The following is a 23,757-nucleotide window of genomic DNA, read 5'->3' as shown; positions in this document are numbered from 1 at the left end:
TGCACACGGATAGCCTGCCTAAGCAGCCCAGAGGTATGCGCTTCCATCCATCAAAGTGAATCAGCCATAACAACCCAGTCGTCGGCCAGCATGTCGGTCTGCAAGGCGAGCCAGCCAGGCTGCATCTCGCCGGTCGCAGTCTTCATGTCGATGTGCGGGTTGATGGTGAACGATCCAGTAATGCCTGCCTTGTGATAGGCGCTGCCAGGGCGGACCTCGCTCACCGTCGAGCCTGGGTCGAGGACAAGCCACATACCCTTGCCATTCCAGCCGGCCCGAGCAACGCGCTTGCCTTGCTTGAGCGCCTTGATTGCATCGCCAAACGAAACGCCTTCGGTTTGTAACTTGGTCATAGCCATTCTCCAGAATGCAAAAGCCCCAGCGGATGCCAGGGCTTGGGTTGTTCGCGCCACGAAATGGCAGCTATTGAATTTGTGGCGCGGTCAGATATTCGGTGGGCTGGCCGGAAGCGGAATCGTACGTTACATATTGCTCAGTGTTGCGGGACGCAAATACCAAGCGGGCGGGGGAATATAGGTGTAATGTGACCGTTCATCGGAGATTGCTCCAGCAAGCTGACCCGCCACGCTCCTTCCTTTTCATGTTTCGGACCGCTAGGTCAAACCGAAACATCCCCAGATCTCTCACTGATCGTTCAGCACTTGCTGATTAGGCCTGAGCTACTGCCGGCCATCTCGCGTAAGTATCGGAATCAACTCGAATGGAAACGCCAGCCAACCTTGATAGGGCTCCTCATCGATTAGAAATCGTCATCGTCGAAAACGATTTGAAGCTTCTGAAACGCACCACCGAAATGATCGCCAAACTTGGTTGGAGGCCGCAGCCTTTTTCAAAGCCTGACAGAGCGCTTACTTACATCTTTGAGCGCAGTCAGAAAATTCACACGCTCATCGTCGATCTGACTGTGCCTGGAAGGGTATCGGGCTGCGAACTGGCCCTGATAGTCAACGCAAAGGCCCCAGAGATAAGAGTGATCGCCACTTCCGAAATACTGGATGCAACCTTTCAATTGAGCCCTGAAACGCGACTCCTGACCAAGCCGTGGACTCTGGACAGTCTTCAAGAACTGCTTAAAAGGTAATGCGTTTTTAGGTATGTCGATCAGTACCGCCGCCGCTCATGCTTGCCAGGCTCGGGGCCGAACTTCGGATCGGTCAAGCAGTGCTCGCAGTGCAACCAGCGGCACAGCCAGGTCTTAACTTGGAGCCAGTAGGTGCGGACGAACCAATGGCGGATGCCAGCGCAGGCCAACGCAACGTGGAAGGTGACCCCGGCAACCGTGGGCGTGACATAGGGCCACTCGCCGCGTGTGGCCATCGCATAGCCGGCGACCGCAATCGTGAAGTAGATGACCTTCCCCACAATCCCGTCGTTGACCCGGAAGCTCAGCATCGACCACAAGGCCCAGACCGCAATGATCGTAATGCTGATGGTGCTCGTCAGTTGAAGGCTGCTCATGGGTTACCCCCGAAGCGTTGCCGGATCAGAGCCCACAGATCAGCGGCTTTGATCGCTCTATGAATGGCGGCCATGAGGCTGCCACCGAAGGCGCCGAGCAGGAACCCTACCCCGGCAACGTTGTTCGGCTCGGTGATTGCCAGGTAGTTACTGACCATACCTGTGAGGTACACGGCGCAGGCAACCCCGGTCACCAAAAAAATGACCCAGGCCCTAACGCTGGTCAGGTCGTCCCGGTGCCACCAACTTGCAACCACGGCGCCAATCAAGCCGGCGATGGCCCACTCAGCGTTAGTGAGCCAGCGGTGAAATGAATCCATGCGCTCGACTCCGTTGAGCAAAGAAAAGGCCCGCCATTCGGGCGAGCCATTGAATAAAAGGGCCAGCAGCCTGGCCAAGAGAGCGTGACGCCCTGGAGTGACACGAAGAAAGGCATGGCCCCGTGCTATCGTTCAGCCTCCTACAGCAAACGATGGACGGAACCATGGAAAACATTCACCGATTTAAAGTCTTCGGCGCGAGCATTCTGACTGAGCTCTACAAGAACTTCCCTATACCTGTATCGATAACGCCTAGAGTTGCCGGGCTGACAGAAATCGAGTATGGGGAATATGACCCGATCTCCGAGTCAAGCCCAACTTCAGGAGCAAGAGATCCAGAGACGGACTTATTCGAAGCAGTACTGGGGTGGCTTTCTCGATCTGGAGTCATTGAGCTCGTTAGATCGCCAGTTGGGACTCCGCAGTACACGCTGGGCGCGCCTGGCTACTTTGCCATGCTTGAGCGCTCCAACTACAACAGCCGCATCCAACATCTCGGAGACATTCTACTAAGCGCTGATAGCGCTCAATCTGAAGATGCGTTGGTTAGCGCTTTTAGCAAGGTTCTGGAGCTGACTCTACGAAAATAGCAGCACCACTAGCTACCCTTGATGAAGTGGTCACAGAGGAATTTCAAGGTTGCCCGCATCTCCTTGATGTCCTTCAGGAGAGAGTCGGCAGCTATAGCCTGATCCGCCGGGGTCGAGTTCGAACCTAGCGACTTTCCGTCGCCGCTAGCGCGATGACAATTTTGCAGCAACCCTTCGAGCCGGCCCAACTCACCCCGCTTGGCTTCCAGGCGCTTTTCGACAACGGAAAGCGTCTCGGCAGCCTTCGCGGCAGCCTCCTGAGCCTCGGCATGGATCTTCGAGATCTCAGCCAGTTTGAGCTCGTCACAGATGATCGCCTCTACGAGGCTGCGGTATTCGCTTTTCATGTTGGCTCCAGAAATAAAAGGCCAGCCAGACCAGCGAGCCTCGGAATATGCGTACACAGCGCTATAGCGTGCACGAGACCATCATGGCCATCGGCACTTAACTGCCCTATCGTATTGACCGAAACTCAAATTTGTTCATCGCTGCCAGGAGGCCACATGCCGCTACCCATTACGCAGGAACAGCATCTCGCCCTGCGCAGGCTCAGACGGTCTCATCCGCCGATAGGAAGCTTGGCGATTGATCTTGCGGGAGCCTTCAACGAAACCTGTGTCGATAACCCTGAGTTCGCCAGGGTTATCTTGGAGACGCTCTGTCGCCGGCTGGTTGAGGGCGAACCCGATGCTGTCGAATCGCTAGTCAACCACTTCCAGACACTGGAGCAGTTGGGCTGCCTGGATGCCGACTCCGTTGCCAGCTTCACCAAGCGGATCAGGGAGCTTCCAGCGCAGATGCCGAAGGTGCATCTGCCGAAAGCTATCTAAGAACCTCAGGTAGCTGGCCGAGCGGACAATAAAAAACCCAGCCTTGAGAGCTGGGTTTAATTCCACGCCGCCTTTGCAGAGGCTGATCGGCGCGGGAGTGCATGCTATAGCATGCGCTGACTTGATGCCACCACATACTGGATGGGCAGCACAGCCATTGAGTAACAAAAAACCCGGCTTTGCGGGCCGGGTTTCTGGTCAAGTTTGCCTTTGGCAAAACTCTAAAAGTGGCGAAATGATGCCGAATCGCCGACAAAACGTCAAGCGGCTTCTTTCATCACCGAAATTGCGCGCGAAACAGGCGCCAGAGCAGCCTTGTCGAACTGGTTGCAAGCCTCGAAACAGTGCTCAACAAACTGCCCCCAGTCTCTGGCCCACTGATCACCAACCAAAGCCACGCCGAACTCCTCCAGAATCCATTTGCGCATGTGCTCTGCACCGGGGAGCGGATCAACGCCTTCGCTCTGCCCGCCCTGGTGCAGTCGGCGATACCGGTGCAGGACCGCCATAGCAACGTAGCGGGCCTTGTCGAACTTGCGCGCGGTCATCTTCGGGCCAAGGCTGTAGGCCAAGTGCAGCACCCTCTCCTCGGCCTCTTCCTTCTCGTCGATGCTCGCTATGGGGCTGTACATCCAGTTGCCGAACGCCCGGAGACTGGCCGGCAGCGTATCCATGGCCTGCTGCACCCGGCCGGCGATAGCTTGGTGAGCAGCGTGCCTAGCATTTGTGGACCGCTCGGTCTTTTGGATCATCCGACCAAGCATGCCCATCTCCTGCATCACGGCACCCTGGCTGTCGCGAGCGGTGTACAGGGCGTCGTGCCAGGCAGCACGGGCGCTGTTGAGTTTCATCATGCTGCTGTCCTCTTCAGTTCTCGGACCTTGGCCCGGTAGTGCGCCGTGATGGCTTTGATTTCTTCAACTGTGTACTTGCGGGGCTGATGAGGCCCTTCCAGCCAGGCAACCTGTTCGGCGCCGATGCGCTGGACCAAACGAATGCGGTACTCGACAGCGTTGCCGGAAAGGTTCCGATTGCACTTCACGCACTGCCGGTGGATGTTCAGCGGCTCGAACCGCAGCTCGGGACAGGCACCTACGGATCGGTAATGGCCAGCATCCCAACGGCTGCCGGTCAGCAAGTCGGAATCGTTCGGAGCCGAGTCGCAGCTGATGCACGGCAGATCGGCGTCACGCAGGCGAACGAACTCGTTGATCGCGGCCTGGGCATCTTTGAGGTGGTCCGAACGGCTTTTCAGCTTCTCCTTGCGGACCTTCAGCTCCTGCCGGCCAACTTCGGCCAAGGCCTTCCGCGTCTTCGCCTGCCCCTGCTCCGACTTGCCATGCGCGATCGCGCATTCAATCTCGCCGCAGACGGCTTGGGATGGCCGTACAGGCTTGAACAGCACTCGACACGACGGGCAGCGCTTCTTGCGTTCGGATCGTGGCTTGAGCGGGGTTTTGCGCTGTAGAGGTGCAGTGCGCTTCATGCTGGCACCGCCTTCGACTTCTGCTGCTCAGGGGTGAAGTCGCCGCGCAGGGGCATCAGGTATCGCGGACTGACCATTGCGATGCCACCCCTATCCACCCAGCCATTTTGCTCGGTATTAATCAGCAGGCCCTGAGACTGAACGATCCATTTTGGTTCATCTGTCGATTGAAAGAGCCTGTGCCCGGTTGGCGATACAGTTATTTCACCGGGATTGAGAAGCGTGACAAGCTCAACACAGCGACCCACGTTCGGACTGCTCCCGCTCTTGCTTCCAGTGATCAGCGCAAAATCGCCCGGCTTGAATTGATGACTCATGCCGCCGCCTCCCATTGCTCAGGCATCTGCCCTTTCGGCTCGCTCCAGCGGACGCCACGCTCAGCGCCGAACACATACATGCACTCAATCACGTCGCCCAACTCAGCCACGGTCATGCGCCGGGTGCTGACACCCAGCATCACAACCCCGCCGTTGATGCCGGAGGCCATGCGGACCTCTTGGCGAGCAGCGGCAGTCATCAGGGCTTTCCAGTCCTCGCTGTCAAGCTTCTGCATCACGCCATTGACCGGCCACTCCACCTGGCGGGAAATGTCAGCCAGCATTGCCCACAGCTTTGCGTTCTGCTCCAGGGTGCGGCGGGACTTGACCGGGCGGACGATGATCTCGATCGCACCGACCACGGCCAGCTCAGTGGCGAAGAGGTACGCCAGGCGACACACCTCGCGGACGCGGCTCGGGCCGGATGACCAGAAGTGTCGAGGTTTTGCGATGATGTCAGTCATGGCTCGCCTCCTTGTCCGCCCCCATCAGACAATCCAAAGCCCCAAGCCAGTTGTCGCCATAGATCCGCTCCAGGCTGGATTCAGCGTCTTGGGCAATGAACTGGAATCGATCAGCATCCCTTTTCAGAGTCGCCGCTTGATCTTTGAGCCGCGCAGCCTCCTCCCGCCAGTTATCCGCATGCGCCTTCTCTGCTGCTCGCCCGGCGTCGAAGCCTGACTGGTAGCTGTTCGGCTCGGCCTGCAAGGTGGCGACTTGGCTGCGCAGGGCGTCGCGCTCAGCTCGCACCTGATCCAGCAAGCGCCCGGAAGACTCAGCGAACGAAGCCAGGCCATCAGTGACCTTGCCCACCAGTTGCTCGGCGGTCAGGGTTTCTGCGTTGTAGCCGCCGGCGCTGAGCTGGAAGGCAAGCGAGCGCATGCCCTCGTCGAACTTTTCGTTCTCGGCCTTGAGCTGGTCGCGCTGCTCTTCTGCGTCAATTGCCTCATCTTCGGCCTTGCCGGCCCGCTCTACCCACTCCTTGCGGCGCTTGCGCTGACTCAGGTTTGAACGCAGTTGATTCAGGTTCCGCGCTTCCAGCCGCTCGATCTCCCCTAGCAGGGCCAGAACAACATCGGATCTGGCCTCAAACTCAAATTCGTCTCGAGCCTCGATCTCCGCATCAATGTCGCCGCAGTCGATCATGTCCAGATGCTTTTGAGCCAGCGCCTTGAGTCGGTTCTTGTCGATGGTCATGGCTTAACCTCGCGCATGAAATTCGCCATATCACCCATCTGCTGAACGATTGCAGCTTCCTCTGTGGCGACTGACTGAGTGATTTTTTCTTTGCCCTTGATGCAGCGCCGACAGTCCACAAGAGCCCAGTCACCGGACAGGCTGCTGCTCTCACCAAGCCAAGTGCCGCAAGCGGCCTGTTCCTCGCATTCATCATCTTGCGGGCGCGGGCAATAATGAGTTTTCAAAGCTTCACCTCGCAGCGCAGGCCCGCGGCCTCGATGGCTTCCTTGCATTCGCGCTTGTAGCTCAGCACAGCGTTACTGGTCAGCGTTCCGGTGTTCGCCACGGTATCGGGCAGTTCAACGACAACGGCCTGGCGGCTGGCTTCCCAGACAGACCACATCGACTCCTTAAAGCCTTCCATAACCTGTGCGGCCTCAACTTCACCAGCAGCGACAAAGGCCTGAGTCTCGCGTTTGTGCCATTGCTCGAATTGGATCTTGCTTGTATCGGTCATGGCAGCAGCTCCGCTGGGATCTGGACGGTATCGCCAAGCTTGGAGGCGACGATGGCGCGGCAGGCGGCGATCAGCGGGGTATCGCCATGCCACGGGGCGGTGCTGTCAGTCCATGCGCACGGATCGCAGGTCTCGTCCGAGTAGATGACACTTACGCGATGCGTGGCGATCAGCGGGCCGCCCTGGCTCCAGTCGGTGGAGGGGCAGAAAGCCTGAGGGTCCTGGCGCATGGAGTTGCGAGGCACAAGGATGCAGGTCGGAACCATGGAGCCGAACTCGCCTCGCGGATATTCGCCCACCTCAACCCCGGAAAAGGTCGGATCAACCGTCATGGTTGGGTAATAAGCGTGCGCAAAAGTCCACGCTTTAACGGCCATAGCCACAGCCCAGTCCAAGGCCGCGCCGGTCAGCTCAGCCGCTTTCACTTCGATCATGTTGGTCATCACACTCCCTCCTTGCCACGCTGTGACTCCCAGTCGAACACCACAACCACCCCGCCACCCTCGCGCAGGCGGTCAACGCAGCGCTCACCCATGGCCTGGGGAAGCTGGGCGGCGTCGAGGTTGGAGATCACCACGGTGGGGCGAACTTGCTCGTACCGGCCATTGATGATTGCGAACAGGGTGGTCAGCTCGAAGTCGCTCGGCTGCTCCTTGCTCACGCCAACTTCATCAAGGACCAGCAGGTCAGGCTCGATCAAACTGGACAGGATCTCGGCCTCGGACTTGTCACTGCTGCGGTCGTAGGTGGCGCGGATCGCCTGAAGCACGGCGCCTACTGTTCGGTACACGGCGGTTGCTGATGTGTTGCGCATCAGGTCGTTGGCGATTCCTGCGCCCAGGTGGGTTTTGCCAGTGCCAGGCTTGCCCAGCAGCATCAGGCAGCGTCCGGTTTTCTGGACCTCGCCAAAAACCTCGACGTAGCGTTGGCAGATCGCCAAAGCGAGGGCTTGAGGCCTCGACTCTGCCACGTACTGGGCCAGGGTCTTTTCGGCGAACCGCTTGGGGATCAGGGCCGCGCCCAGCTTGCGAGCCATGGCGATGCGGAGCTGGTGGGCTTTTTCCGCTCGCTCGGCCGCCTCGCGCTCTTCGTTTGCAATGCGCTGGCACTCAGGGCAGCCGCCCTTGAACTCACGGCCCAGCAAGGCGGTGACCTTCTGGTCGTACGAGCCGTGGATCTCGCACTCGGCCGGCTGGATACGCGGAGCGATTGGGTCGACAGGGGTGGTCATGGATACGGTCTCAGAGCGCATAGGAACCATCCTCCCGCTGGGTCAGGCCTGCGGTGTAGTCACGGTCGGCAAATCCTGTGTGGCGACTGGCTGGGGCGGCAGGCAACCGAGCGGCGGAGCGCTTGGTGATCCACTCGACCTCGAAACCCTGCCAGCCGTTTTCGATGGCGATTGCCATGGCCTGGGCCGGGGTGACGCCGAATGCCGCGCACTGGCCAAGCTTGGCGTTCAGGGTTGACCAGACTCTGGCCGACACCGGGGCACGCTTGGCCTTGCGGACGGCGAGGTAATCAGTGATCAGTGATTCGTCCAGGCCGTGCGGGTTGTCAGCGAGCATCTGGGATTTCCCGAACGCTGGCTTGCGGTCAGCCTGAGGCTCGTTGCCGGTGGCCGGCTGATCCTTGGGGGGGCATGTAACATCTTCCGAAGGAAGATTTACATAGGGGGTTTGTTTCTTAGAATAAAGAAGGGAGTCGTCGATTTTGGTCTGTTTCGCGGCAGATCCGATTCGGACGATTTGAGCCGAATCAGACGGTTTGGTCTGTTTCGGCTCTGACGAATACACCCATTCTTTTGGGTCGCAAACACCGATGTCACCACGCGCCCCGCCATCACGGAATAGAACGCGACGGCGCAGCAGGCCGGAGATCGCCTTGGATACGGTGTCAGGGTGAATGTGGGTAGCCTTGGCAATGGCTGTTGCAGGAATGCGCTGGGCACCGGCACCGAAGTTGATCGTGGCCTTTGCCACGTACAGAACGATCTTCAGCTCGCGGGCCGAAAGATCAATAGCCATCAGGCTATCCATCAGCTGATTGTCCATCCGGGTGAACCCCCTGGACTTGTCAAGTGGGACGATGTTTGTCATGATTCCTCTCGCAAACAGTTGTTGAAGAAACCACCCCGCCAGGTGGTTTTTTTGTGTCTGAAATTTGGTGCTGTATGCATCAACAGTTAGATCTCTAATCTGCCCATGCACCCCTGCTCAGGGGACAATCACGCCTACACGCACACGCGCGCCTGACTCGGAATTGAGTCAGGCGGCGGTTCTTTTGGCGGATGCCTTCTGGCCCTTTTCCATTTCCGCGTGCATCTGGTCGATTGCCGTCCCGGCGATGTAGCTCGGGTTGCCAATCTGGCCGTTGCGAATGCGAAAAATGGTCGAGATGTCGCACTTGGCACGCTCTGCAATGACCTTGTAGGTCCATCCAGAGCCCAGCAATGCATCCAATTTTTTTGGGAGATCGGTAGCGCCCATGGCTGCCTCCATTTGTAGATATGCACATAATCATGCACCAGTGCATAACTGTCAACGCCCGGAACCCTTGATGTATGCACTGAGTACAACGACGATTGCATCTATGCATAAAACCATCGACAAGATTCTGGCCGCGCTAATGCAGCGAGACGGCATCAATCAGCTCCAGCTCTCGCAGCGCTCTGGGGTCGGGCAGTCCACTATCTCCAGGATTCTCAAGCCTGGCGGCACGAAGGGGATCAAGGAGCCCACCGACAAGCAGGTTCGGCCTCTTGCCGACTTCTTCGGGGTTTCCACTGATCAGCTGCGCGGCTTCGCGCCGCTAGAAGTAGACGGAACCCAGGCAGAGCTGGTTGAAGAGCCGGCCCCGACATCGTCTGCCGACAAGATCCGCGAGATGCTGGCCGGCAAACGCCTCGGGGAAGACAAGCTGCAAAAGCTGCTGGCGATTGCACAAGGCGAAGACCCTGGCGTGGATCTGGAGCCTTTGGTAAACGATGCCTACAAACCCGGAAAGGTCGGCGATGAGGTTTGGATCGCCCACTACGACATCCGTGGCGCCATGGGTGGTGGCGAGGTAACGCACGACTACCCGGAAATGCTTCAGGATGTTCGGGTAAGCCCTTCCCAGCTGAGGGCCATGGGCGTCGAGTTCAAAGAACACTTCCATCTGAAGATGATTACGGGATGGGGTCAGTCGATGGCGCCGACTATCAAGCACGGCGACCCGCTACTTGTGGACATCAGCGTCAATGAGTTCGTCGGGGATGGGATTTACTTTTTCTCGTACCAGGGCTTTCAGTACATCAAGCGCTTGCAGATGAAGGGGAAGGACAAGCTAAAGATGATCTCGGACAACCGGAAGCACAAGGCCGAGGACATTTGGCTGGAAGAGACCTACATCCAGGCTCGCGTTTTGCTGGTGTGGAACGCAAATTTAGTGTGATGCGGCCAAGGGATGCCAGGGTTTTGCTGATCAGGGATAGGAAATAAGCATGAAGATTGTTATTGCATTTACGATTGGAGCCGCCGCCCTCTTGGTGGCATTTAGGTTCTTTCGCAGCTATCGCGAATTGAGCGCTCGGCTGGCCAACAACAGGCGCATTGGCTCTCAGTCCAAAACAGCTGACGTGCACAATGAAGATCTGTACAGGTATTGGTTTATAGGGCTGTCGCTCGCTGGCTTCGCCTTTATTGCCTTGGGCTTGAAGTGGGTCCTTGCATCTGAGGCGCCAGCTTCAACATACACGAGTACTGGATCATCGACCTCCAGCTATCTGAGCGTCCCTTCCGACCCAACAGGTACGTTCACCGTCATAAGCAAGTCCAGAGACCAGGGTCTCGCCATAATCACTACAAAGCGGTCGGGATCCAGTGGCACTACTTGGTCAAAGCGGGCCTACGACTGCGGGAGAGGGACGGTTATGTATCTTGGTACTGGCGGATCGTACGCAGAGATGAACGCCTCCAGGCCAGACCCCGGCATGACTCCAATTGTATCTGGCTCTATAGCGGATTACGTAGGGCGTGAAGCCTGTCGATAGTTGGCCAGGCCCCGCGCCGTGCTTTTCGTATCCGCCCATCCCGCCTGACTGATCCTGGCCGGAAGTCGATTCCGGGCCTGGATCAGTGACGCCGGATCAGAACGGCGCTTCGGCCTCTTCCGCTAAATCTTCCGCCGCTTCGGCCGATTCGTTCTCTTCCTGCTTTTCCCAAGAAACCAACACATCACCGTCATCCTGGAAGACAACAGTCAGTCCATCGGTATCCACGAGCAACCCCACCAACTCATCCCACACCTCTTCCGGATCGGTATCCAGCCTGTGAATCAGAGCTGATCGCCTGTGCTGCGCCTGCGGCGAATTGATCATGTTCGAAATCCGGATCGCCAGTCGATCAATGGGTGTGAGCAGCTCGCGCTGGGCTTGCTTGGCCATGGTCTGGTCCTTCATGTGATTGCTGTATACATATACAGTACACGATCAAAGAAATTTCCTACAGGCACTAACGCATAAAAAATTATGCACTGGTGCATTGACAGACAAATTGCACTGGTGCATATTTTACCCATCGAAACGCAACGCCAACGGCAAAGCGGATCGCCCGCTCTTTAAAAACCAGAAGGATGATGCGCCACCGGGGGCCTGAGGCAATTGACGCCTGGTGGACAGCACGAAATGCAGCAGGCTCCCCTGTCCGACATGTCGGCAGGCCGGTCTGCTGAGCAACACCAGTTTTCACTGGCTGGCCTGCCAAAGCGGGCCAGACGGGAAAACAACTAATGAGCTGAAAGCATGGAATCAACAATCGTAAATGGATCTTGGCAGGGCAGGCTGGGTTTGGGCCTGGCCCCCAAGGAATTGCAATACCTGCTTTCGGTGGCTCAGGGCATGACGGCCAAGGAGATCGGCAAGGCCTTCGGGGTCGCGCCCCAGGTGGTGACTAACCGCCTCAAGGTGGCCATGTACAAGCTGGACGTAAACCGGTCAGCCGCCATGGTTGCCGAGGCGATGCGCCGGAACATCATCAGCCCGCTGTGCCTGATGCTTGCTTCGCTACTGGCCTTCCATGCAGTGACTGACGAAGAAAGCATGCGCCGAGACAGGAAAGTCCCAGAGCCTCGGCGCGGCGGATACGAAATCAAGATTGCCCGCAAGGGTATGGAGAAGATCAGGCCGGGAATGGTTATCGGCTGAACCATCCTCCTGCACATTCGATGAGTGTGCAGCGGGATGCGGAAGACTCATCTCCGCGCAACGCGGCCCCCTGCATCCGTTACACGACGCCCAGCGGCTTAAGCCGCGCACCGGGCATTCCCGCAGAGGCGGGTTTCTCCATCGAGATTCGGCTTGAATCGGAACCCAGTAGCAGTGATGCCAGGCCCGCTACCGGCTGCAAAGCTGGTCAGGCGATTCTACGGAAGCGCGGGTATCAGGCTTAGCCATATGCGCTGGCAGGTGTCAGCAAGCCGAATCATCGATGCAGATTGCATCACCCGCAGGCGAATCCGGGGCCGAAAGGTCAGTCCAGATGCTCACCGGGGCAGCTCCCGGCGCCTGCATCCCCTTTCCTTCAATTTCGACCGCATTAGCAGGTGCCAGGCTGGCTTTTCACGCCCGGCTTGGTCACCGGCGCCTGGCATCTGACTAATGCGGTCCAGAGGATCAATCATGCTCAACGAACAAGCTGAAGCGTTCTTCAAGGACCGCATCAAGGCAGCCATCGCAATGCCCGCCAACCGCCAGATCGGCGCCGAGTCAGAGCTGGGCGTTGCTTCGGGCCTTCTGGCCTACGCCTGCCTGTCGGGCGACATCACGCCTGCCGAACACAAGATCCTGCACCGCCACATCGATGAGGCGCGCACTGAGTGCATCAAGAAGCTCTACACCGAGCCGGTGAGATCCTGCGCATGACCGACTTAGACCTTGAGCGATACCAGGACAGCTACCAAGGCATGCAGTCGGTCAGGCGCCAGTCAGCTCCGACTGATGCCTGGGGCAACCCCATTCGGCCAATCACCGACTTCGTGCACAACTACGACAACCCAATCGACCTGGCCGCCCGCAAATCTCGGGAGGCTGTTGAGCGGAAAAGTCTGGCCCGCCGGATCGGAATCGCAATCACGCAGATGGAGCGGATCTGTCCGCCCAAGGAGAGCGCAGCATGAGCATTCAGACTACCCAACGTCCGCAGGACACCCAGCCTGCTGCTCAGGTGCAGGGAACATTCACCTTCCCGCGCGACATGAAGGTGTCCGACCTCAAGCATCCGGTGCGCGCCGCATGGCTCAAGCGCAAACCGATAGGTAACTGGGGGTGACCCGCTATCAGCGCGCCCGCCGTATCGGTATCTGGCGAGGCGCCGCCATCACCGTCCTGCTCTCTGCGCTCTGGATTCTCGCCAGTTCCTACGCCGGCCAGATCACCTACCTGCCAAAGGTCGACCCCATGAACACCTCCCCGCAAGAACTTGCCCGGCAGGACTGGGCAACCATCGGCGCCTTCGACCCTGAGCAACTGCAGGGCGACCAGCGCCGCGAATACGAAGCCGAAGCCGCACGCATTGAGCGGCAATGGGACAACCAACCAAACTGAGGTGCTAGATGGCAACCGTGACCCTGATCCTCGGCAAGTCCGGGGCTGGAAAGAGCGCTTCACTGCGCAATTTCAAACCTGATGACGTGGCCTTGGTGCAGGTCATCAAAAAGCCGCTGCCCTTCCCTGGCTCCAAGGCCTGGAAATCGTACGTCACTGACAACTGGGTCAAGGTCATCGGCGCCTGCCGTCAGACCCGGCGCAAGGTGATCGTCATCGACGACTTCCAGTACATCCTGGCCAACGAGTTTATGCGCCGGAGCGAGGAAAAGGGCTTCGACAAGTTCACCGAGATCGGCCGGCACACCTGGAATATCTTCGAGGCCCTGCTTGGCCTGCCTGACGATGTTCGGGTCTACGTCCTCAGCCACACCGAGGAGACGGAAGGCGGCCAGATCAAGATGAAGACGATCGGCAAGATGCTGGACGAGAAGATCACGCTGGAAGGCATGGTGACCATCGTTCTGCGCTCGGTTGTGAGCGATGGCCAGCACCTGTTCAGTACCAGAAACAATGGTTCGGACACCACCAAAGCCCCGATGGGCATGTTCAACGAGGCGCTGATCGACAACGACCTCGCATCGGTAGACGCCGCGATCTGCGCGTACTACGACCTCACCGACACCACCCAGGCCGCATAGGAGCCTTCTGTATGTTCAATCTGGACGCAAACGCGGCCCGGTCCGCCGACAATAAATCAGCCTTCATCGACGAGGCTGGCAAGTGCATTGGCGAGTTCCAGCGAGCCGAATACATGGAAAAGAAGGATACCGGCTCAACCGGTATCGGCCTGACCTTCAAAACTCGCGACGGCGCCGAGGCCAGCTTTTACCTCAACCTGACTTACCAGCATGGCACCCGCAACGAAGGCGGCTACGCAATGATGAACGCCATCATGGCCTGCCTGCAGCTACGCACCGTAGGGGCGCCACAGCCGATCAAATTCGAAAAGTGGAACAGTGAAACCCGCCAGCGTGAGCAGGTCACCGCCCCTGGATTTCCTGAGCTGCTGAAGAAGCCCATCGGCCTCCTGATCCAGATGGAGATCGAGAAGGACAGCCAGAACGGGATGCCCCGCCCAACCATCTACGCACCGTTCAGCGCCGAGTCGGAGAAGACAGCTTCCGAGATCCTCGATCCGCGTTGCACTGCCCCGGCAAAGCTGGAAAAGATGGTCCAGCAACTGATGAAGAAGCCTATCTATGACAGGCGCCCCAAATCAGCCCAGGGCGCCGCTGCGCCCTACCAGGCAGACAACTACGACTACGGCGCGCCGCCCGACTTCTCAGACGACATCCCTTTCGACTGATTAATTTTCGCCGGCGGCCTGACCGCGGGTCGCCGCCCTCAACTTGCAGATGGATGCACGCGATGACCGCTTACATTTTTGATTCCGAGACCACTGGCCTCAACGATCCGCAACTGGTCGAGGCCGCTTGGCTCCGCCTCGCCGATATCGGCACCCTTGAAGTCACCCATGAATTTCTGGCCCGCTACAAGCCGGCCAAACCGATCGAGCTGGGCGCATTGGCGACGAGCCACATCCTTGATGAGGAACTGGCCGACTGCCCGCCGCACACGACCTTCGCGCTGCCAGCCGATACCGCCTACATGATCGGCCACAACGTCGATTACGACTGGAGTGTTATTGGTCAGCCTAACATCAAGCGCATCTGCACGAAGGCGCTCAGCAGCCTGCTCTGGCCGACCGCCGACAGTCACTCGCAATCGGCCATGATCTATCTGCACTACCGCTCCGAGGCGCCAGGCCTCCTCCGCAATGCTCATGCAGCGCTGGACGATGTTCAGAACTGCCGCCTGCTGCTGATCAAGATCATGGATGCGTTGGCGGCTCGCCTGGGTCGTCAAGTCGCAAGCTGGGATGAGCTGTGGGAGTTGTCCGAAGATGCCCGCCTGCCGCGCATCATCCGTTTCGGAAAACACGCCGGCTCAGCAATTGCCGACATCCCTGCAGACTACAAATCCTGGCTTCTGCGCCAAAACAACATTGATCCGTATCTGCGCAAAGCCCTCACCAAGCAGAGCGGAGCCTGATCATGCCGCCGCGCACAACCTACATACCTGAGCGCCCCTGGCACATCAAGCACTGGATGGAGAGCATCGACCGGCTCATCGCAGCATCGTCAGGCTGGAGCAAGGCCGATGCGGCGAGGGGTGAGAAGACGATAAAACAGCTCGAAAAGCAGCTTGCCGAGGCGCGCGGTGAAGCCCCGTGAGGCGCATCAGTAATCGGGTCCGCTGTCGCAGGCGGGCCGATCAGTTCCACTTACCACCGAGCGGTATTCGTCATGCAGACAACGATCACTCGAAATCACACGAACCACCGGTGCGGTGTGAGTCATCCAAAAGCCCGGTTAACTGACGCGCAAGTCGCTGAGATCCGCGAGATCTACGAAAGTGGCGGTGTTGGCTATGGCTACCTGGCCGAGCGCTACGGATGCGGCGCCTCAACCGTGCGTGACATTGTGCAGCGCAGAACAAGATGGAGTGGATGATATGGGCATGACCCAGCAAGAGCGCGATGCGAAGCGTCGGGCCAAAGAAGCGCGCATGGGCGCCGAGGAATTACGCATCAAGGTCATGGCCGGTGAAAAGCAGATGGCCAGAGAAATCATGGAGTGGCTGGACGACACCGAGCAGGCATCAGTGATCCTGACCAGTGTGCGTTACATGCACTCGCTTGGGCCGGAGGGCGTCAGGGAGGCCGTGAAAAATCTTCGTGCGCGCCACAAATTCGTTATCAGCGAAAACGTGGCGGCAGACTTTCACGCGAAGAGCCTGCTGATGATTCAGCAGGATCAGGGGGATGAGATTGAGGCGCCCTTATTAAAATAGGCAAGCAGGGAATTTGCTCCTTGAGACTACCTGCTCCCTTCCAGCCACCACGCCTCTCCTTCCTGAGGCGTTCGTGTAAGCTCGGAGGCTTTTCCCTTCGGGGACAGTAACCAAGACTTGGTACGAATCCTCTGCTGCGCCGTGGGATGCCCGGCGAGCCTCAATGAGACTGTTGAACTCGTCAAGACTCAGGCAGCAAATCTCTTGATCTTCGACGCAAACCAGAGCCACGAACACCTTGTGCATCACTTGAGATGCCTGTCGTATCGACTCCAAGTGATCAGCAGTGTATGTGAACTGATATTCTTCAGTATTGCGCTTAGGCTCGTTTCCGTACTTCAGAAAAACGCAAGTATCGGTATTTATCAGAAACGCGTTGTTAATTCTGATGTTTCCGACCTTCCACGGGTTGATCGCAGTAAAACTATCGTGCTCGGCAATCTGCATTAATGCGGCGCCCAAGTTCTGATGTTCCGTACGAATTTTCATTGTACCTCCCTGATCCGGCCCCATGCCGGAACACACCTATAGCCCACCTACAACCAATTTGCCACCACCGGATACGGAGGTAGGCGCATGCATGGAGAAACGCCATGAGCGAGAAAGCTATCGCCGAGAAAGCGCCGCGTAAAATGCTGGCCTATTCGGTAGAAACAAATGATCCTGAAGAGTCGACCATTCAGTTCGCCACTTCGAGCGCCGCAGCTCGTCGCCAGGGCGCTGATGAGATTGGCACGGACTTCAGCGGGATCGTGTCTTGCCGCCGAGCGCATTGGGCCGACCAATATGCTGATCAGCGATTCATTCCGGCAAAGGCCTACCTCGATGCGGGCTGGTGGTTTGATTGCAACCACTGCGGCACAAGGTGTGACAGTGAAGCCACCCGCTGGGACGAGGAAACTGAACAGGACATCCATCTTGACCTAGTCTTCGATGGTCGTGTCGTCTACTGCTCGGCGGAATGCAAGCAGGGTCATGAGGCAGAAGTGGCGGCGCGCAATGCCAAATTCGAAATCTTCAAGGAACGAGTTATTGAGGCTGAGCCTGGACTGACGTTTACCGAGTTTACGGGCGGATATCCATGGTGTGGCAATAGAGCGAAGTTCACCTTCCCCGGAGCGCAGTTCGGAGGATCGGTTAGCGACTCCGAGGACGGCAAGGACCTGAGGTGGTACGTGGCTAACGGCGATAAGACAGCATGGGAAAGCTTCGTCGCAGACAGATCTGCCGCCTGACCAGCGCCTAAGGGACCAATCATGCCAAGAGCCATCCACTACGAACCCGACAACGACGCCGAACAGGTCTTCTGAGGCGAGTAGATCAGATCAAATACTGGTCATATTTTGCCGGCAGCAGTGATACTTCTCCCCACGCTAAATTACTTACCGCTAAGCCAACACCGCTCTCTCTGACAATTCCGTAGAATAGGACGAACTTGCCAATCGCCCCCTCGTTCAAGTCATGCAGCTCGGCATCATATTTCTGTATTTTGATCGAAAAGTCTGCGTACCCACCTCTGCGATTAAATTCAAGCTTTACGAACCTTATGTTATGGGGATTTGAGCCGGCATCCCAAATGCTCGTAATACGCCCAAAACCAAGAATTTCGCTTTGCGTGGGCGAATCCATTATTGAGATATTCCGAAGCGAATCAAGAAGCAATCGTGCATGTTTGGCACCAGGAAATACGTAATACTTATACAAATTATCATCAAATTTTCTACAAAGACCTCTCACGGTTGTCAGTTTCGCAGGCAGGTTGAATGATCTGCCTCGATGCCGGGCAATTGGCACAGAGGCTATTTCTCCATCTTGATCTTCAACAGCGCTCTGACTGTAGACTTCGGCTTGTTTTTCTGGGGTCGCCGGACGCGACTGCAAAAAACCTTCAACGATGACCAGCTTGCCATCAACGATTGCTTGAGCAGCTTCTTCTTCGCTGAGGTATTTCTTACCCTCGGCTTTCTTAGTCCGAAGTCCGCACTCCGTCACTATGTTACGGCGGTGTGCGTAAAAAGCGTTCTTACCCGTCTTGTTTGCCTCTTCATTTAATGGCGATCTGAAGAGAGGGCAGCAGCATTCAGGGCAAAAAAGTGATCCTTTCATATCGGCTTGGTATTCAGATACCAGAACCGGCTTCCCGTTGGCGCGCAAAGTTGTTTCGCTATCCTTCCTGAAGACCCAGCCAGGAAGATGAAGAGCGTGCTTAATGCGATTGCTTTCCCAGTTTTGCGACTTTTTGCCAGATCCATCAGCCATTTGAAACGCTCCATATGTAAAGGCGGGCGATCTGACAAATACATTAAATTAAGGCAAAAGGCCATACTCAAAAGGTATTCACATGTGCGTAGGAAGCCAAGCAAGTAAATGGAAATTGGTGCCGGTCGAGCCGACCCGCGAAATGATCGATGCCGCACTGCGCGGCGATCCGGCGCTTGTCGATCCGCGATCAATCGTCGAGCACGACTATCAGCAAATGCTCGCCGCCGCCCCTCAGCCGCCAGCGCTTGGCGTCGAGTCTGTCCAGCGCTTCTGGGCTGAGGAGGCTCAAAACATCCGCTGCGTGCGCGAGAGCGACTTTGACGAGCAAATCGCACGGCTCCAGGCCGAACTGGCTCGCTCCAATGCCGAGGTCGAGCGGCTGACCGCTCTGCATGACGTCGATACCGAAGCGATGCGTCGGATGCTGGCCAGAAATGCTGAGCTTGAGGGGCTGCTGCGCAAACAAGCAGAGCACATCGTAATTCTGGCAGAGAACACACTTTCGTACAGCTCAGGTATCGGCTCGCCGATCAAGACAAAAGAGGTCAACGACGCAGTCTACGTGGCGCTTATGCATCAGCAAGCTGTCAACGCAGCACTGGCCTCTGGCAAATGCTGCCAGCCTACCGCTGAAGAACTCGCTGCGCTGCAGGCCGGCGATTGCACGCCGGAAGAACTCTGGGGCGGCGGCCGTCCGAACTGCCCGAAATGCCATGACAGCAAGGCACTGGCCGAGGGCAAAGAGCAATGAGCATCGCATATCAAGCCGACATCTTCTGCGACGGCGATCACACCAGTTGTCTTGGCCACGTTGTGCAAGGAGAGGTGTACCACCACAAACCCACAGGCGCTGCCCCCGGCGCGTGGAAGGTCGCGGATAGCCAGGGATGGCTGCTGGTCCGTGGCAAGCAGCGAATGCTGCACTACTGCCCGAACTGCTACAAACACCTTGGAGAGGGCAAAGAGCATGGCTAATGAAGATGAGTGCCTTGCGGCGGGCATCGATCCGACGAAAGTGGATAAGCATCGTAGAGCGCTGGAAAAGGTCATGAAGGCCATGGCTGCTGACAACATCATGCTGTTCGGTGGTGGTGACGGGTCTTCCCTGCGTCCACGCCGTGGCGACTCCGATACACAATTGTTGATCCTTGCGCACGTCCGTTCGGTAAATATCGACGGCGGCGCTGGGGCGTGCAAGCCAGGCTACGACGGACTTTTGCGGGGTGAGGCATGAATAACGACCTGATGCTGGTGTCGCGTGAGCTGCTGAAGCGACTGTACGTGTACGCCGAAATGCCGGCCGACGAGTTTGGCGAGATTGCTGCCTTGCTCGCAGCGCCTGCCGCCCAGGCGGTGGACGAAGACAGCACTAGGATTGAGAAAGCCCTGCGGAGCATCGCCAGCATTCCCGGCGACAGCGTTCATTACCATGCGACGCACATGAGCCGGATTGCCCGCGCCGCCCTCGCTGACCCTGTGCCGACTGCCCGCGAAGCCGAAGCACTGGCAGCAGAAAAAGCCCTCGGCATTGAGCGCTTACCGGCAGAGTCAGTGGCGCCTGTGCAGAGCGAGCATGAGCCGGTGGCCGTCCTGCAAGTAAGCCGCCTAGATTCCGGGGCTCGAGTTGCTGACGTGCTGTGGTTCAACGCCCAGACCCTGCCGTTAGACAGCCGCATTAAGGTGTTCGCTGCGCCGGTACGGGCGGAGAGACTGCCGGATAGCGAGGGCGTAGCTGACGCTTTGAAGCGAGTGATCAACGCCGCGAGAACGATCAACTTCGGCCCGCAATACGCGAAGCACGTCGTGGGCGACGATGACCCGCAATACCTTCAGCGGCACGAGTGGGTCGAATACCTCCTGGAAACTTGCAGCGAGGCTGAGGCCCAGCTCAACGCGCAGCCTGCCGGGCCAGAGTCATGAATACCCTGCCCGTCACCCTCCCGATGTGGGTAATCGAGCAGATCCGTGAAGGCATGAAGCTCACACCCGGCACATGGACCGAGCTTGAAGCCTGTGTTGATCGCGCAGTCGAGCAATCTGCCGAGCAGCGCAGCGAGCCGCAGATCAAGCTGGAAGCTGCCCGGTACCGGCTTCTGCGCAAAGGCGGCATGCTCGCAATCACCCGCCTGGGCGCAACGCCCGAAGAGTGCCGAATCCTCACCGAAGAAGACGCAGACGCTGCGATTGATGCAGAAATGGGTTAGTCAGCAGCAGCTTTTTCGCTCTTCCGGACTCATGCCATCAACGACCGCGACGCCACAGGTGGTAAGCCATGCCGAGGCATGCAGCTCATCCCTAAACGAATCCTCACATGCGTACGCCATCTGGCCGTTACAGCTGACCACCAATTGCCCGGCAGTTCCTTGAGGAATCTGGAGCAGGCGCAATTCAAGTGCGCACCCACGATAGATCGCTGACTTCAAGGGCGATTTTGTAAACACAATGGCTCCGCGGCCCGTAGGGGCATACATAAAATACAAGTGATATCAAAACGCCTTCATCGTATTTCCATTACATGAGTTTTTCAATCTGCTGCCAAATGGCGGCAAAGGAATTGCTATGCCTGAAGAAATGAAGTTCATCGGCCCTATCGAAGTAGCTCGTGACCAAGACGGCTGGTGGTACCACCCCGACATCCCCGACTTCGATGAAGATCACGATGCGTGGAAAGCCTGGCTGGCCGCCCAACAATTGAAGGTGGTCGGCTGGCACATGGACTCCGACCTGGAATCCCACCCCTATTGGGATGAGGACGCTTGCCATTGCCTGGGGTGGGAGCCAAAGAAACCACCGACTGCTGACGGGTTGATGGGCGTCACCGGTGACTGGTTTTTGCTGGGGATCTTCGACACGGAGGACGGCCCGTATGCGCAGTGGGCTTGCCGAGTGGTGACACCATGACACGCCTCGCCCTTACCCTGATGCTGCTGGCCACCGGCGCCAGCGCAGCTGAAACGCCAGATGCTGATATTAAGCGCCTCGAAATCGAACGAATGACCTTCGGCAGCGGCGTGACCGTCATTCACGACGATAAGCGCGACGTGACCTGCTGGGTGCTCTCTTACGCCGCATACCAAGGCGGCATCAGCTGCGTACCGGACAGCCAGCTCAAGCCTGAGCCATCCGCGAAACAGACCCAGGCGCCAAAGCGGCGCGTTGATGAGAGGTATTCGATGTGAGCGCCCGCGAAGCATTGGAGTTGGAGCCATGAGGACCGTAACCCGAATCGTCGACGACCCGGCGGCTGCGTGGGGATTCCGCCGGGAGCCTGCGACCTATGAGGATGCAGAGGCTATCACCGGGTTCCGCCTTGACCGGCGCAGCAATTACATGATCTCGCAGCATGGCGAGGTCGAGCAGTTGAGCTGGTGCACGTTGCGTTGCTCGGGCTGCAGTTGCGATTGCTCATCTGCAGCTATGGCTACGACACGCACGAGTCGTCTGGCTGCGAGGAGTGCGGTTACACCGGCAAGCGACGCCACCACTTCGGCTTTCCGCCACGGGCACCCCAGCCAAAGCACTCATAACCCCTTCCCTTTCAATCAGCCTGCCATCCGGTGGGCGTGGAGAACTATTGTCATGACGAAAGAAGAACTGGCTGCCCTAGCACCGAAGGTTCGTATTGCCATCGAGGCTGGCAAAGCCGCAGCGGCGTCGTGCAACAACGACGGCGGCAGTGCAAACCTCGACCGCGTGGTGATCCCGGTGCCGGGCATGCGCTCAGACGCCGACCATGGACTGCCTGGCTATCTGCAAAAGCGGCACGGCTACCACCGGCAAGGCATTCACCTCGACACGCCGTGGCCTGGCTAGGGTAACCGGCACAGCGCCGGCGTCCAGGCCATGCACAAATCACTCAAGGATCAGGGTGTGGACTGCTACGTCTACTACCAAGTCGATTAATCCCTCCCTAGCCCCAGCCGCCGTGCGCGGCCCGGAGATGATCATGGAAATCCAAACCGAAACCTTGGATGAAGACGAAATAGCAGCAATCACGGGCTACCAGATGCCCAGCAAGCAAGTCGCTTGGCTGGCTCGCAACGGTTGGCAATACGCGCTCACGGGTGCGCGCCGGCCGGTGGTGGGCCGGGTATATGCCCGCCTGAAGCTCGCAGGGGTCAAGCCGAGTGCTACGAACGCAGTCGCTGAGACCTGGACACTAGACCTATCGCGCGTGGGGTAATTGATGCGCAGCAAGAAGGGAGCGAACCGAGACCTGCCGCCGCGAATGCTGCGGCGGGTTCGGGCATTGAAAAGCGGCAAGGTTTGGGTGGGCTATTACTACGACGGGAGGGATGAAGGCGGCAAACGCAAGGAGATACCGCTGGGCACGGACCTCAACGAAGCCCGGGTTGAGTGGGCGCGACTTGAGCGCACCAGCCTACCGAAGGCAGCCTGCCTGATGGGCGAGGTGTTTGACCGATACCGCGACGCGATCATCCCCACCAAAGCGCCGCGGACCCAGCGGGACAACCTCAAGGAACTGGAGATATTGAGAAAGGCCTTCGGGGAGGCGCCAATAGATTCCATCACAACCCCCATCGTTGCCCAGTACCGCGACGCCCGGACGGCCAAGGTGCGGGCCAATAGGGAGATTGCCCTGCTCTCTCATGTTTTCACAATCGCTCGGGAATGGGGCCTGACAGAGAAGGCCAACCCGTGCTTTGGACTGCGTCGGAACAAGGAGAAGCCTCGGGACTTTTATGCCACAGAGGGCGTCTGGAATGCAGTTTACAAACACGCTGTCCCGGAACTACGTGATGCAATGGACCTGGCATATCTGTGCGGCCAGCGGCCCGCTGACACACTTAAGGCCAGCGCTACAGACATTGTCGGCGGCTTCCTTGAGTTCAGGCAGGGGAAAACCGACAAGAAGTTGCGTATTCGGCTCTACATCGGCGAGGAACCCACCAGTCTTGGCAAGTTCGTTGAAGGGCTCCTTGAGCGCAGGCGCATTGCAGGTATTCGCGGCACGCGCTTGATCACAAACGCCTCCGGAATGCGGATGAGCTTACCCATGCTCACGAACAGATGGAATGAAGCGCGGGAGCAGGCAATTACCGAGGCAGTACTCCAAGGTGATCAGGACTTGGCCGCAAAGATTCGAGAGTTCAGGTTTATGGACATAAGGCCGCGAGCTGCGTCAGATATAGAGGATGTTGGCCAGGCTGCGAAGTTGCTCGGGCACTCATCTGAAAAGATCACCAAACAGGTATATCGACGCCGTGGCGAGGTGGTCAATCCGACCGAAACAACCGACTAGTTGCGGAAACGATACCCATAGATGCGGAAATGATCCACCTTTCTCAGCACAACAAAAAAGCCCCGTAGACGTTAA

General features: G+C 58.0%; 42 protein-coding genes and 1 pseudogene. 25 read left to right on the top strand and 18 right to left on the bottom strand.

Annotated elements, in window-relative coordinates; all coding sequences use genetic code 11:
• Window positions 1-50: 50 nt before the first annotated feature.
• Complete coding sequence (locus NJC38_RS02710) at window positions 51-353, bottom strand: DUF2829 domain-containing protein (protein ID WP_253111287.1); 303 nt, start codon at window positions 351-353, stop codon at window positions 51-53.
• Window positions 354-721: 368 nt separating this feature from the next.
• Here NJC38_RS02710 and NJC38_RS02705 point away from each other — a divergent pair, with 368 nt between their 5' ends.
• Window positions 722-1,102, top strand: coding sequence for a hypothetical protein (locus NJC38_RS02705; protein WP_253111278.1), 381 nt, complete (start codon window positions 722-724; stop codon window positions 1,100-1,102).
• 20 nt (window positions 1,103-1,122) lie between these two features.
• On the opposite strand, the gene NJC38_RS02700 is transcribed toward NJC38_RS02705, so the two are convergent.
• Together NJC38_RS02700 and NJC38_RS02695 are read right to left on the bottom strand one after the other, a co-directional pair.
• On the bottom strand, window positions 1,123-1,479 hold the full coding sequence (locus NJC38_RS02700; RefSeq protein WP_253111275.1) for a hypothetical protein: 357 nt from the start codon (window positions 1,477-1,479) through the stop codon (window positions 1,123-1,125).
• Window positions 1,476-1,799: an MFS transporter gene (locus tag NJC38_RS02695; RefSeq protein WP_253111272.1), complete on the bottom strand. Its 324-nt coding sequence runs from the start codon at window positions 1,797-1,799 to the stop codon at window positions 1,476-1,478. Before NJC38_RS02695 ends, NJC38_RS02700 begins: the two co-directional genes overlap by 4 nt.
• Before the next feature lie 164 nt (window positions 1,800-1,963).
• Between NJC38_RS02695 and NJC38_RS02690 the strand changes: the two genes are divergently transcribed.
• Complete coding sequence (locus NJC38_RS02690; RefSeq protein ID WP_253111264.1) at window positions 1,964-2,389, top strand: hypothetical protein; 426 nt, start codon at window positions 1,964-1,966, stop codon at window positions 2,387-2,389.
• Between the two features lie 8 nt (window positions 2,390-2,397).
• Here the strand turns inward: NJC38_RS02690 and NJC38_RS02685 are convergent, their stop codons facing one another.
• The gene (locus NJC38_RS02685; RefSeq protein ID WP_253111261.1) at window positions 2,398-2,736 is read right to left on the bottom strand and encodes a hypothetical protein; all 339 of its coding nucleotides are present in this window, start codon (window positions 2,734-2,736) and stop codon (window positions 2,398-2,400) included.
• A gap of 156 nt (window positions 2,737-2,892) precedes the next feature.
• On the opposite strand from NJC38_RS02685, the gene NJC38_RS02680 reads away from it, so the two are divergent.
• Window positions 2,893-3,219, top strand: coding sequence for a hypothetical protein (locus tag NJC38_RS02680; protein WP_253111258.1), 327 nt, complete (start codon window positions 2,893-2,895; stop codon window positions 3,217-3,219).
• Window positions 3,220-3,479: 260 nt separating this feature from the next.
• On the opposite strand, the gene NJC38_RS02675 is transcribed toward NJC38_RS02680, so the two are convergent.
• The 11 genes from NJC38_RS02675 to NJC38_RS02625 form a co-directional block, all read right to left on the bottom strand.
• Window positions 3,480-4,073 carry a hypothetical protein gene (locus tag NJC38_RS02675; protein ID WP_253111255.1) on the bottom strand — a complete coding sequence of 198 codons (594 nt, stop codon included), beginning with the start codon at window positions 4,071-4,073 and terminating at the stop codon, window positions 3,480-3,482.
• Window positions 4,070-4,705 carry a recombination protein NinG gene (locus NJC38_RS02670; protein ID WP_253111252.1) on the bottom strand — a complete coding sequence of 212 codons (636 nt, stop codon included), beginning with the start codon at window positions 4,703-4,705 and terminating at the stop codon, window positions 4,070-4,072. Before NJC38_RS02670 ends, NJC38_RS02675 begins: the two co-directional genes overlap by 4 nt.
• Window positions 4,702-5,022, bottom strand: a complete 321-nt coding sequence (locus NJC38_RS02665) for a hypothetical protein (RefSeq protein ID WP_253111249.1) — start codon at window positions 5,020-5,022, stop codon at window positions 4,702-4,704. Before NJC38_RS02665 ends, NJC38_RS02670 begins: the two co-directional genes overlap by 4 nt.
• Window positions 5,019-5,486 carry a recombination protein NinB gene (locus tag NJC38_RS02660; RefSeq protein ID WP_253111246.1) on the bottom strand — a complete coding sequence of 156 codons (468 nt, stop codon included), beginning with the start codon at window positions 5,484-5,486 and terminating at the stop codon, window positions 5,019-5,021. Before NJC38_RS02660 ends, NJC38_RS02665 begins: the two co-directional genes overlap by 4 nt.
• A complete protein-coding gene (locus NJC38_RS02655) occupies window positions 5,479-6,219 on the bottom strand; it encodes a hypothetical protein (RefSeq protein WP_253111243.1) in 741 nt (246 codons plus the stop codon). The genes NJC38_RS02660 and NJC38_RS02655 overlap by 8 nt, the downstream gene beginning before the upstream one ends.
• Window positions 6,216-6,446 (bottom strand): hypothetical protein, encoded by a 231-nt coding sequence (locus tag NJC38_RS02650; RefSeq protein ID WP_253111240.1) that lies wholly within the window; start codon window positions 6,444-6,446, stop codon window positions 6,216-6,218. Before NJC38_RS02650 ends, NJC38_RS02655 begins: the two co-directional genes overlap by 4 nt.
• Window positions 6,443-6,718 carry a hypothetical protein gene (locus NJC38_RS02645; protein WP_253111237.1) on the bottom strand — a complete coding sequence of 92 codons (276 nt, stop codon included), beginning with the start codon at window positions 6,716-6,718 and terminating at the stop codon, window positions 6,443-6,445. Before NJC38_RS02645 ends, NJC38_RS02650 begins: the two co-directional genes overlap by 4 nt.
• On the bottom strand, window positions 6,715-7,161 hold the full coding sequence (locus NJC38_RS02640; protein ID WP_253111234.1) for a phage protein NinX family protein: 447 nt from the start codon (window positions 7,159-7,161) through the stop codon (window positions 6,715-6,717). Before NJC38_RS02640 ends, NJC38_RS02645 begins: the two co-directional genes overlap by 4 nt.
• A complete protein-coding gene (locus NJC38_RS02635) occupies window positions 7,161-7,970 on the bottom strand; it encodes an ATP-binding protein (RefSeq protein ID WP_253111232.1) in 810 nt (269 codons plus the stop codon). Before NJC38_RS02635 ends, NJC38_RS02640 begins: the two co-directional genes overlap by 1 nt.
• Window positions 7,960-8,817 (bottom strand): replication protein, encoded by an 858-nt coding sequence (locus tag NJC38_RS02630; protein WP_253111230.1) that lies wholly within the window; start codon window positions 8,815-8,817, stop codon window positions 7,960-7,962. The genes NJC38_RS02635 and NJC38_RS02630 overlap by 11 nt, the downstream gene beginning before the upstream one ends.
• A 168-nt stretch (window positions 8,818-8,985) precedes the next feature.
• On the bottom strand, window positions 8,986-9,207 hold the full coding sequence (locus NJC38_RS02625) for a helix-turn-helix domain-containing protein (RefSeq protein WP_253111218.1): 222 nt from the start codon (window positions 9,205-9,207) through the stop codon (window positions 8,986-8,988).
• A gap of 103 nt (window positions 9,208-9,310) precedes the next feature.
• Here NJC38_RS02625 and NJC38_RS02620 point away from each other — a divergent pair, with 103 nt between their 5' ends.
• Window positions 9,311-10,153: an XRE family transcriptional regulator gene (locus NJC38_RS02620; RefSeq protein ID WP_253111215.1), complete on the top strand. Its 843-nt coding sequence runs from the start codon at window positions 9,311-9,313 to the stop codon at window positions 10,151-10,153.
• Between the two features lie 694 nt (window positions 10,154-10,847).
• On the opposite strand, the gene NJC38_RS02615 is transcribed toward NJC38_RS02620, so the two are convergent.
• Entirely contained in the window at window positions 10,848-11,144 is a 297-nt protein-coding gene (locus NJC38_RS02615; RefSeq protein ID WP_253111212.1) for a DUF1654 domain-containing protein, read from the bottom strand.
• Window positions 11,145-11,501: 357 nt separating this feature from the next.
• On the opposite strand from NJC38_RS02615, the gene NJC38_RS02610 reads away from it, so the two are divergent.
• From NJC38_RS02610 to NJC38_RS02565, 10 genes are all read left to right on the top strand, one after another.
• Window positions 11,502-11,903, top strand: a complete 402-nt coding sequence (locus NJC38_RS02610; protein ID WP_253111209.1) for a LuxR C-terminal-related transcriptional regulator — start codon at window positions 11,502-11,504, stop codon at window positions 11,901-11,903.
• A 474-nt stretch (window positions 11,904-12,377) separates the two neighbouring features.
• The gene (locus tag NJC38_RS02605) at window positions 12,378-12,620 is read left to right on the top strand and encodes a hypothetical protein (RefSeq protein ID WP_253111206.1); all 243 of its coding nucleotides are present in this window, start codon (window positions 12,378-12,380) and stop codon (window positions 12,618-12,620) included.
• Entirely contained in the window at window positions 12,617-12,874 is a 258-nt protein-coding gene (locus NJC38_RS02600; protein ID WP_253111204.1) for a hypothetical protein, read from the top strand. The genes NJC38_RS02605 and NJC38_RS02600 overlap by 4 nt, the downstream gene beginning before the upstream one ends.
• Entirely contained in the window at window positions 12,871-13,026 is a 156-nt protein-coding gene (locus NJC38_RS02595) for a hypothetical protein (protein ID WP_253111201.1), read from the top strand. Before NJC38_RS02600 ends, NJC38_RS02595 begins: the two co-directional genes overlap by 4 nt.
• A complete protein-coding gene (locus tag NJC38_RS02590; protein WP_253111199.1) occupies window positions 13,023-13,301 on the top strand; it encodes a hypothetical protein in 279 nt (92 codons plus the stop codon). The genes NJC38_RS02595 and NJC38_RS02590 overlap by 4 nt, the downstream gene beginning before the upstream one ends.
• Before the next feature lie 8 nt (window positions 13,302-13,309).
• Window positions 13,310-13,942: an AAA family ATPase gene (locus tag NJC38_RS02585; protein ID WP_253111195.1), complete on the top strand. Its 633-nt coding sequence runs from the start codon at window positions 13,310-13,312 to the stop codon at window positions 13,940-13,942.
• 11 nt (window positions 13,943-13,953) lie between these two features.
• Window positions 13,954-14,610, top strand: coding sequence for a hypothetical protein (locus NJC38_RS02580; protein WP_253111192.1), 657 nt, complete (start codon window positions 13,954-13,956; stop codon window positions 14,608-14,610).
• Between the two features lie 62 nt (window positions 14,611-14,672).
• Window positions 14,673-15,356: a 3'-5' exonuclease gene (locus NJC38_RS02575; RefSeq protein WP_253111189.1), complete on the top strand. Its 684-nt coding sequence runs from the start codon at window positions 14,673-14,675 to the stop codon at window positions 15,354-15,356.
• 2 nt (window positions 15,357-15,358) lie between these two features.
• Window positions 15,359-15,538 (top strand): hypothetical protein, encoded by a 180-nt coding sequence (locus tag NJC38_RS02570; RefSeq protein WP_253111186.1) that lies wholly within the window; start codon window positions 15,359-15,361, stop codon window positions 15,536-15,538.
• Between the two features lie 280 nt (window positions 15,539-15,818).
• On the top strand, window positions 15,819-16,157 hold the full coding sequence (locus NJC38_RS02565) for a hypothetical protein (protein ID WP_253111183.1): 339 nt from the start codon (window positions 15,819-15,821) through the stop codon (window positions 16,155-16,157).
• Here the strand turns inward: NJC38_RS02565 and NJC38_RS02560 are convergent.
• Window positions 16,149-16,646: a hypothetical protein gene (locus NJC38_RS02560; RefSeq protein ID WP_253111182.1), complete on the bottom strand. Its 498-nt coding sequence runs from the start codon at window positions 16,644-16,646 to the stop codon at window positions 16,149-16,151. The two genes, NJC38_RS02565 and NJC38_RS02560, sit on opposite strands and share 9 nt — an antisense overlap.
• 104 nt (window positions 16,647-16,750) lie before the next feature.
• On the opposite strand from NJC38_RS02560, the gene NJC38_RS02555 reads away from it, so the two are divergent.
• Window positions 16,751-17,392 (top strand): hypothetical protein, encoded by a 642-nt coding sequence (locus NJC38_RS02555; RefSeq protein ID WP_253111178.1) that lies wholly within the window; start codon window positions 16,751-16,753, stop codon window positions 17,390-17,392.
• Between the two features lie 85 nt (window positions 17,393-17,477).
• Here NJC38_RS02555 and NJC38_RS02550 read toward each other — a convergent pair whose 3' ends face one another.
• Window positions 17,478-18,416, bottom strand: coding sequence for a hypothetical protein (locus NJC38_RS02550; protein ID WP_253111176.1), 939 nt, complete (start codon window positions 18,414-18,416; stop codon window positions 17,478-17,480).
• A 142-nt stretch (window positions 18,417-18,558) separates the two neighbouring features.
• Between NJC38_RS02550 and NJC38_RS02545 the strand changes: the two genes are divergently transcribed.
• From NJC38_RS02545 to NJC38_RS02500, 10 genes and pseudogenes are all read left to right on the top strand, one after another.
• On the top strand, window positions 18,559-19,170 hold the full coding sequence (locus NJC38_RS02545; protein ID WP_253111173.1) for a hypothetical protein: 612 nt from the start codon (window positions 18,559-18,561) through the stop codon (window positions 19,168-19,170).
• Window positions 19,167-19,394 carry a hypothetical protein gene (locus NJC38_RS02540; protein ID WP_253111170.1) on the top strand — a complete coding sequence of 76 codons (228 nt, stop codon included), beginning with the start codon at window positions 19,167-19,169 and terminating at the stop codon, window positions 19,392-19,394. The genes NJC38_RS02545 and NJC38_RS02540 overlap by 4 nt, the downstream gene beginning before the upstream one ends.
• Window positions 19,387-19,653, top strand: a complete 267-nt coding sequence (locus tag NJC38_RS02535) for a hypothetical protein (RefSeq protein ID WP_253111153.1) — start codon at window positions 19,387-19,389, stop codon at window positions 19,651-19,653. Before NJC38_RS02540 ends, NJC38_RS02535 begins: the two co-directional genes overlap by 8 nt.
• Complete coding sequence (locus NJC38_RS02530; protein ID WP_253111150.1) at window positions 19,650-20,339, top strand: hypothetical protein; 690 nt, start codon at window positions 19,650-19,652, stop codon at window positions 20,337-20,339. Before NJC38_RS02535 ends, NJC38_RS02530 begins: the two co-directional genes overlap by 4 nt.
• Window positions 20,336-20,623, top strand: coding sequence for a hypothetical protein (locus NJC38_RS02525; RefSeq protein ID WP_253111147.1), 288 nt, complete (start codon window positions 20,336-20,338; stop codon window positions 20,621-20,623). Before NJC38_RS02530 ends, NJC38_RS02525 begins: the two co-directional genes overlap by 4 nt.
• A 355-nt stretch (window positions 20,624-20,978) precedes the next feature.
• Window positions 20,979-21,320: a hypothetical protein gene (locus NJC38_RS02520; protein ID WP_253111144.1), complete on the top strand. Its 342-nt coding sequence runs from the start codon at window positions 20,979-20,981 to the stop codon at window positions 21,318-21,320.
• Window positions 21,317-21,598 carry a hypothetical protein gene (locus NJC38_RS02515; protein WP_253111141.1) on the top strand — a complete coding sequence of 94 codons (282 nt, stop codon included), beginning with the start codon at window positions 21,317-21,319 and terminating at the stop codon, window positions 21,596-21,598. Before NJC38_RS02520 ends, NJC38_RS02515 begins: the two co-directional genes overlap by 4 nt.
• A gap of 400 nt (window positions 21,599-21,998) precedes the next feature.
• Window positions 21,999-22,322: pseudogene (locus NJC38_RS02510) on the top strand (hypothetical protein).
• 43 nt (window positions 22,323-22,365) lie between these two features.
• Window positions 22,366-22,602, top strand: a complete 237-nt coding sequence (locus NJC38_RS02505) for a DUF4224 domain-containing protein (RefSeq protein WP_253111135.1) — start codon at window positions 22,366-22,368, stop codon at window positions 22,600-22,602.
• A gap of 3 nt (window positions 22,603-22,605) precedes the next feature.
• Window positions 22,606-23,682 (top strand): integrase, encoded by a 1,077-nt coding sequence (locus tag NJC38_RS02500; protein WP_253111133.1) that lies wholly within the window; start codon window positions 22,606-22,608, stop codon window positions 23,680-23,682.
• Window positions 23,683-23,757 lie beyond the last annotated feature (75 nt).

Origin of the sequence: Pseudomonas sp. 21LCFQ010, assembly GCF_024129905.1 — a bacterium.
Classification (GTDB): Bacteria; Pseudomonadota; Gammaproteobacteria; order Pseudomonadales; family Pseudomonadaceae; genus Aquipseudomonas.
This window is presented reverse-complemented; position numbering and strand designations above follow the sequence as displayed.

Coding starts and splice junctions, on each gene's coding strand:
- NJC38_RS02690 (WP_253111264.1), top strand. CDS start 1,964: ATGGAAAACATTCACCGATTTAAAGTCTTCGGCGCGAGCATTCTGACT.
- NJC38_RS02625 (WP_253111218.1), bottom strand. CDS start 9,207: ATGGGCGCTACCGATCTCCCAAAAAAATTGGATGCATTGCTGGGCTCT.
- NJC38_RS02685 (WP_253111261.1), bottom strand. CDS start 2,736: ATGAAAAGCGAATACCGCAGCCTCGTAGAGGCGATCATCTGTGACGAG.
- NJC38_RS02530 (WP_253111150.1), top strand. CDS start 19,650: ATGAATAACGACCTGATGCTGGTGTCGCGTGAGCTGCTGAAGCGACTG.
- NJC38_RS02575 (WP_253111189.1), top strand. CDS start 14,673: ATGACCGCTTACATTTTTGATTCCGAGACCACTGGCCTCAACGATCCG.
- NJC38_RS02610 (WP_253111209.1), top strand. CDS start 11,502: ATGGAATCAACAATCGTAAATGGATCTTGGCAGGGCAGGCTGGGTTTG.
- NJC38_RS02565 (WP_253111183.1), top strand. CDS start 15,819: ATGGGCATGACCCAGCAAGAGCGCGATGCGAAGCGTCGGGCCAAAGAA.
- NJC38_RS02665 (WP_253111249.1), bottom strand. CDS start 5,022: ATGAGTCATCAATTCAAGCCGGGCGATTTTGCGCTGATCACTGGAAGC.
- NJC38_RS02525 (WP_253111147.1), top strand. CDS start 20,336: ATGAATACCCTGCCCGTCACCCTCCCGATGTGGGTAATCGAGCAGATC.
- NJC38_RS02600 (WP_253111204.1), top strand. CDS start 12,617: ATGACCGACTTAGACCTTGAGCGATACCAGGACAGCTACCAAGGCATG.
- NJC38_RS02670 (WP_253111252.1), bottom strand. CDS start 4,705: ATGAAGCGCACTGCACCTCTACAGCGCAAAACCCCGCTCAAGCCACGA.
- NJC38_RS02580 (WP_253111192.1), top strand. CDS start 13,954: ATGTTCAATCTGGACGCAAACGCGGCCCGGTCCGCCGACAATAAATCA.
- NJC38_RS02620 (WP_253111215.1), top strand. CDS start 9,311: ATGCATAAAACCATCGACAAGATTCTGGCCGCGCTAATGCAGCGAGAC.
- NJC38_RS02585 (WP_253111195.1), top strand. CDS start 13,310: ATGGCAACCGTGACCCTGATCCTCGGCAAGTCCGGGGCTGGAAAGAGC.
- NJC38_RS02540 (WP_253111170.1), top strand. CDS start 19,167: ATGAGCATCGCATATCAAGCCGACATCTTCTGCGACGGCGATCACACC.
- NJC38_RS02555 (WP_253111178.1), top strand. CDS start 16,751: ATGAGCGAGAAAGCTATCGCCGAGAAAGCGCCGCGTAAAATGCTGGCC.
- NJC38_RS02545 (WP_253111173.1), top strand. CDS start 18,559: ATGATCGATGCCGCACTGCGCGGCGATCCGGCGCTTGTCGATCCGCGA.
- NJC38_RS02700 (WP_253111275.1), bottom strand. CDS start 1,479: ATGAGCAGCCTTCAACTGACGAGCACCATCAGCATTACGATCATTGCG.
- NJC38_RS02595 (WP_253111201.1), top strand. CDS start 12,871: ATGAGCATTCAGACTACCCAACGTCCGCAGGACACCCAGCCTGCTGCT.
- NJC38_RS02635 (WP_253111232.1), bottom strand. CDS start 7,970: ATGCGCTCTGAGACCGTATCCATGACCACCCCTGTCGACCCAATCGCT.
- NJC38_RS02520 (WP_253111144.1), top strand. CDS start 20,979: ATGCCTGAAGAAATGAAGTTCATCGGCCCTATCGAAGTAGCTCGTGAC.
- NJC38_RS02615 (WP_253111212.1), bottom strand. CDS start 11,144: ATGGCCAAGCAAGCCCAGCGCGAGCTGCTCACACCCATTGATCGACTG.
- NJC38_RS02705 (WP_253111278.1), top strand. CDS start 722: ATGGAAACGCCAGCCAACCTTGATAGGGCTCCTCATCGATTAGAAATC.
- NJC38_RS02535 (WP_253111153.1), top strand. CDS start 19,387: ATGGCTAATGAAGATGAGTGCCTTGCGGCGGGCATCGATCCGACGAAA.
- NJC38_RS02560 (WP_253111182.1), bottom strand. CDS start 16,646: ATGAAAATTCGTACGGAACATCAGAACTTGGGCGCCGCATTAATGCAG.
- NJC38_RS02680 (WP_253111258.1), top strand. CDS start 2,893: ATGCCGCTACCCATTACGCAGGAACAGCATCTCGCCCTGCGCAGGCTC.
- NJC38_RS02695 (WP_253111272.1), bottom strand. CDS start 1,799: ATGGATTCATTTCACCGCTGGCTCACTAACGCTGAGTGGGCCATCGCC.
- NJC38_RS02645 (WP_253111237.1), bottom strand. CDS start 6,718: ATGACCGATACAAGCAAGATCCAATTCGAGCAATGGCACAAACGCGAG.
- NJC38_RS02550 (WP_253111176.1), bottom strand. CDS start 18,416: ATGGCTGATGGATCTGGCAAAAAGTCGCAAAACTGGGAAAGCAATCGC.
- NJC38_RS02710 (WP_253111287.1), bottom strand. CDS start 353: ATGACCAAGTTACAAACCGAAGGCGTTTCGTTTGGCGATGCAATCAAG.
- NJC38_RS02655 (WP_253111243.1), bottom strand. CDS start 6,219: ATGACCATCGACAAGAACCGACTCAAGGCGCTGGCTCAAAAGCATCTG.
- NJC38_RS02605 (WP_253111206.1), top strand. CDS start 12,378: ATGCTCAACGAACAAGCTGAAGCGTTCTTCAAGGACCGCATCAAGGCA.
- NJC38_RS02515 (WP_253111141.1), top strand. CDS start 21,317: ATGACACGCCTCGCCCTTACCCTGATGCTGCTGGCCACCGGCGCCAGC.
- NJC38_RS02640 (WP_253111234.1), bottom strand. CDS start 7,161: ATGACCAACATGATCGAAGTGAAAGCGGCTGAGCTGACCGGCGCGGCC.
- NJC38_RS02675 (WP_253111255.1), bottom strand. CDS start 4,073: ATGATGAAACTCAACAGCGCCCGTGCTGCCTGGCACGACGCCCTGTAC.
- NJC38_RS02570 (WP_253111186.1), top strand. CDS start 15,359: ATGCCGCCGCGCACAACCTACATACCTGAGCGCCCCTGGCACATCAAG.
- NJC38_RS02500 (WP_253111133.1), top strand. CDS start 22,606: ATGCGCAGCAAGAAGGGAGCGAACCGAGACCTGCCGCCGCGAATGCTG.
- NJC38_RS02505 (WP_253111135.1), top strand. CDS start 22,366: ATGGAAATCCAAACCGAAACCTTGGATGAAGACGAAATAGCAGCAATC.
- NJC38_RS02630 (WP_253111230.1), bottom strand. CDS start 8,817: ATGACAAACATCGTCCCACTTGACAAGTCCAGGGGGTTCACCCGGATG.
- NJC38_RS02660 (WP_253111246.1), bottom strand. CDS start 5,486: ATGACTGACATCATCGCAAAACCTCGACACTTCTGGTCATCCGGCCCG.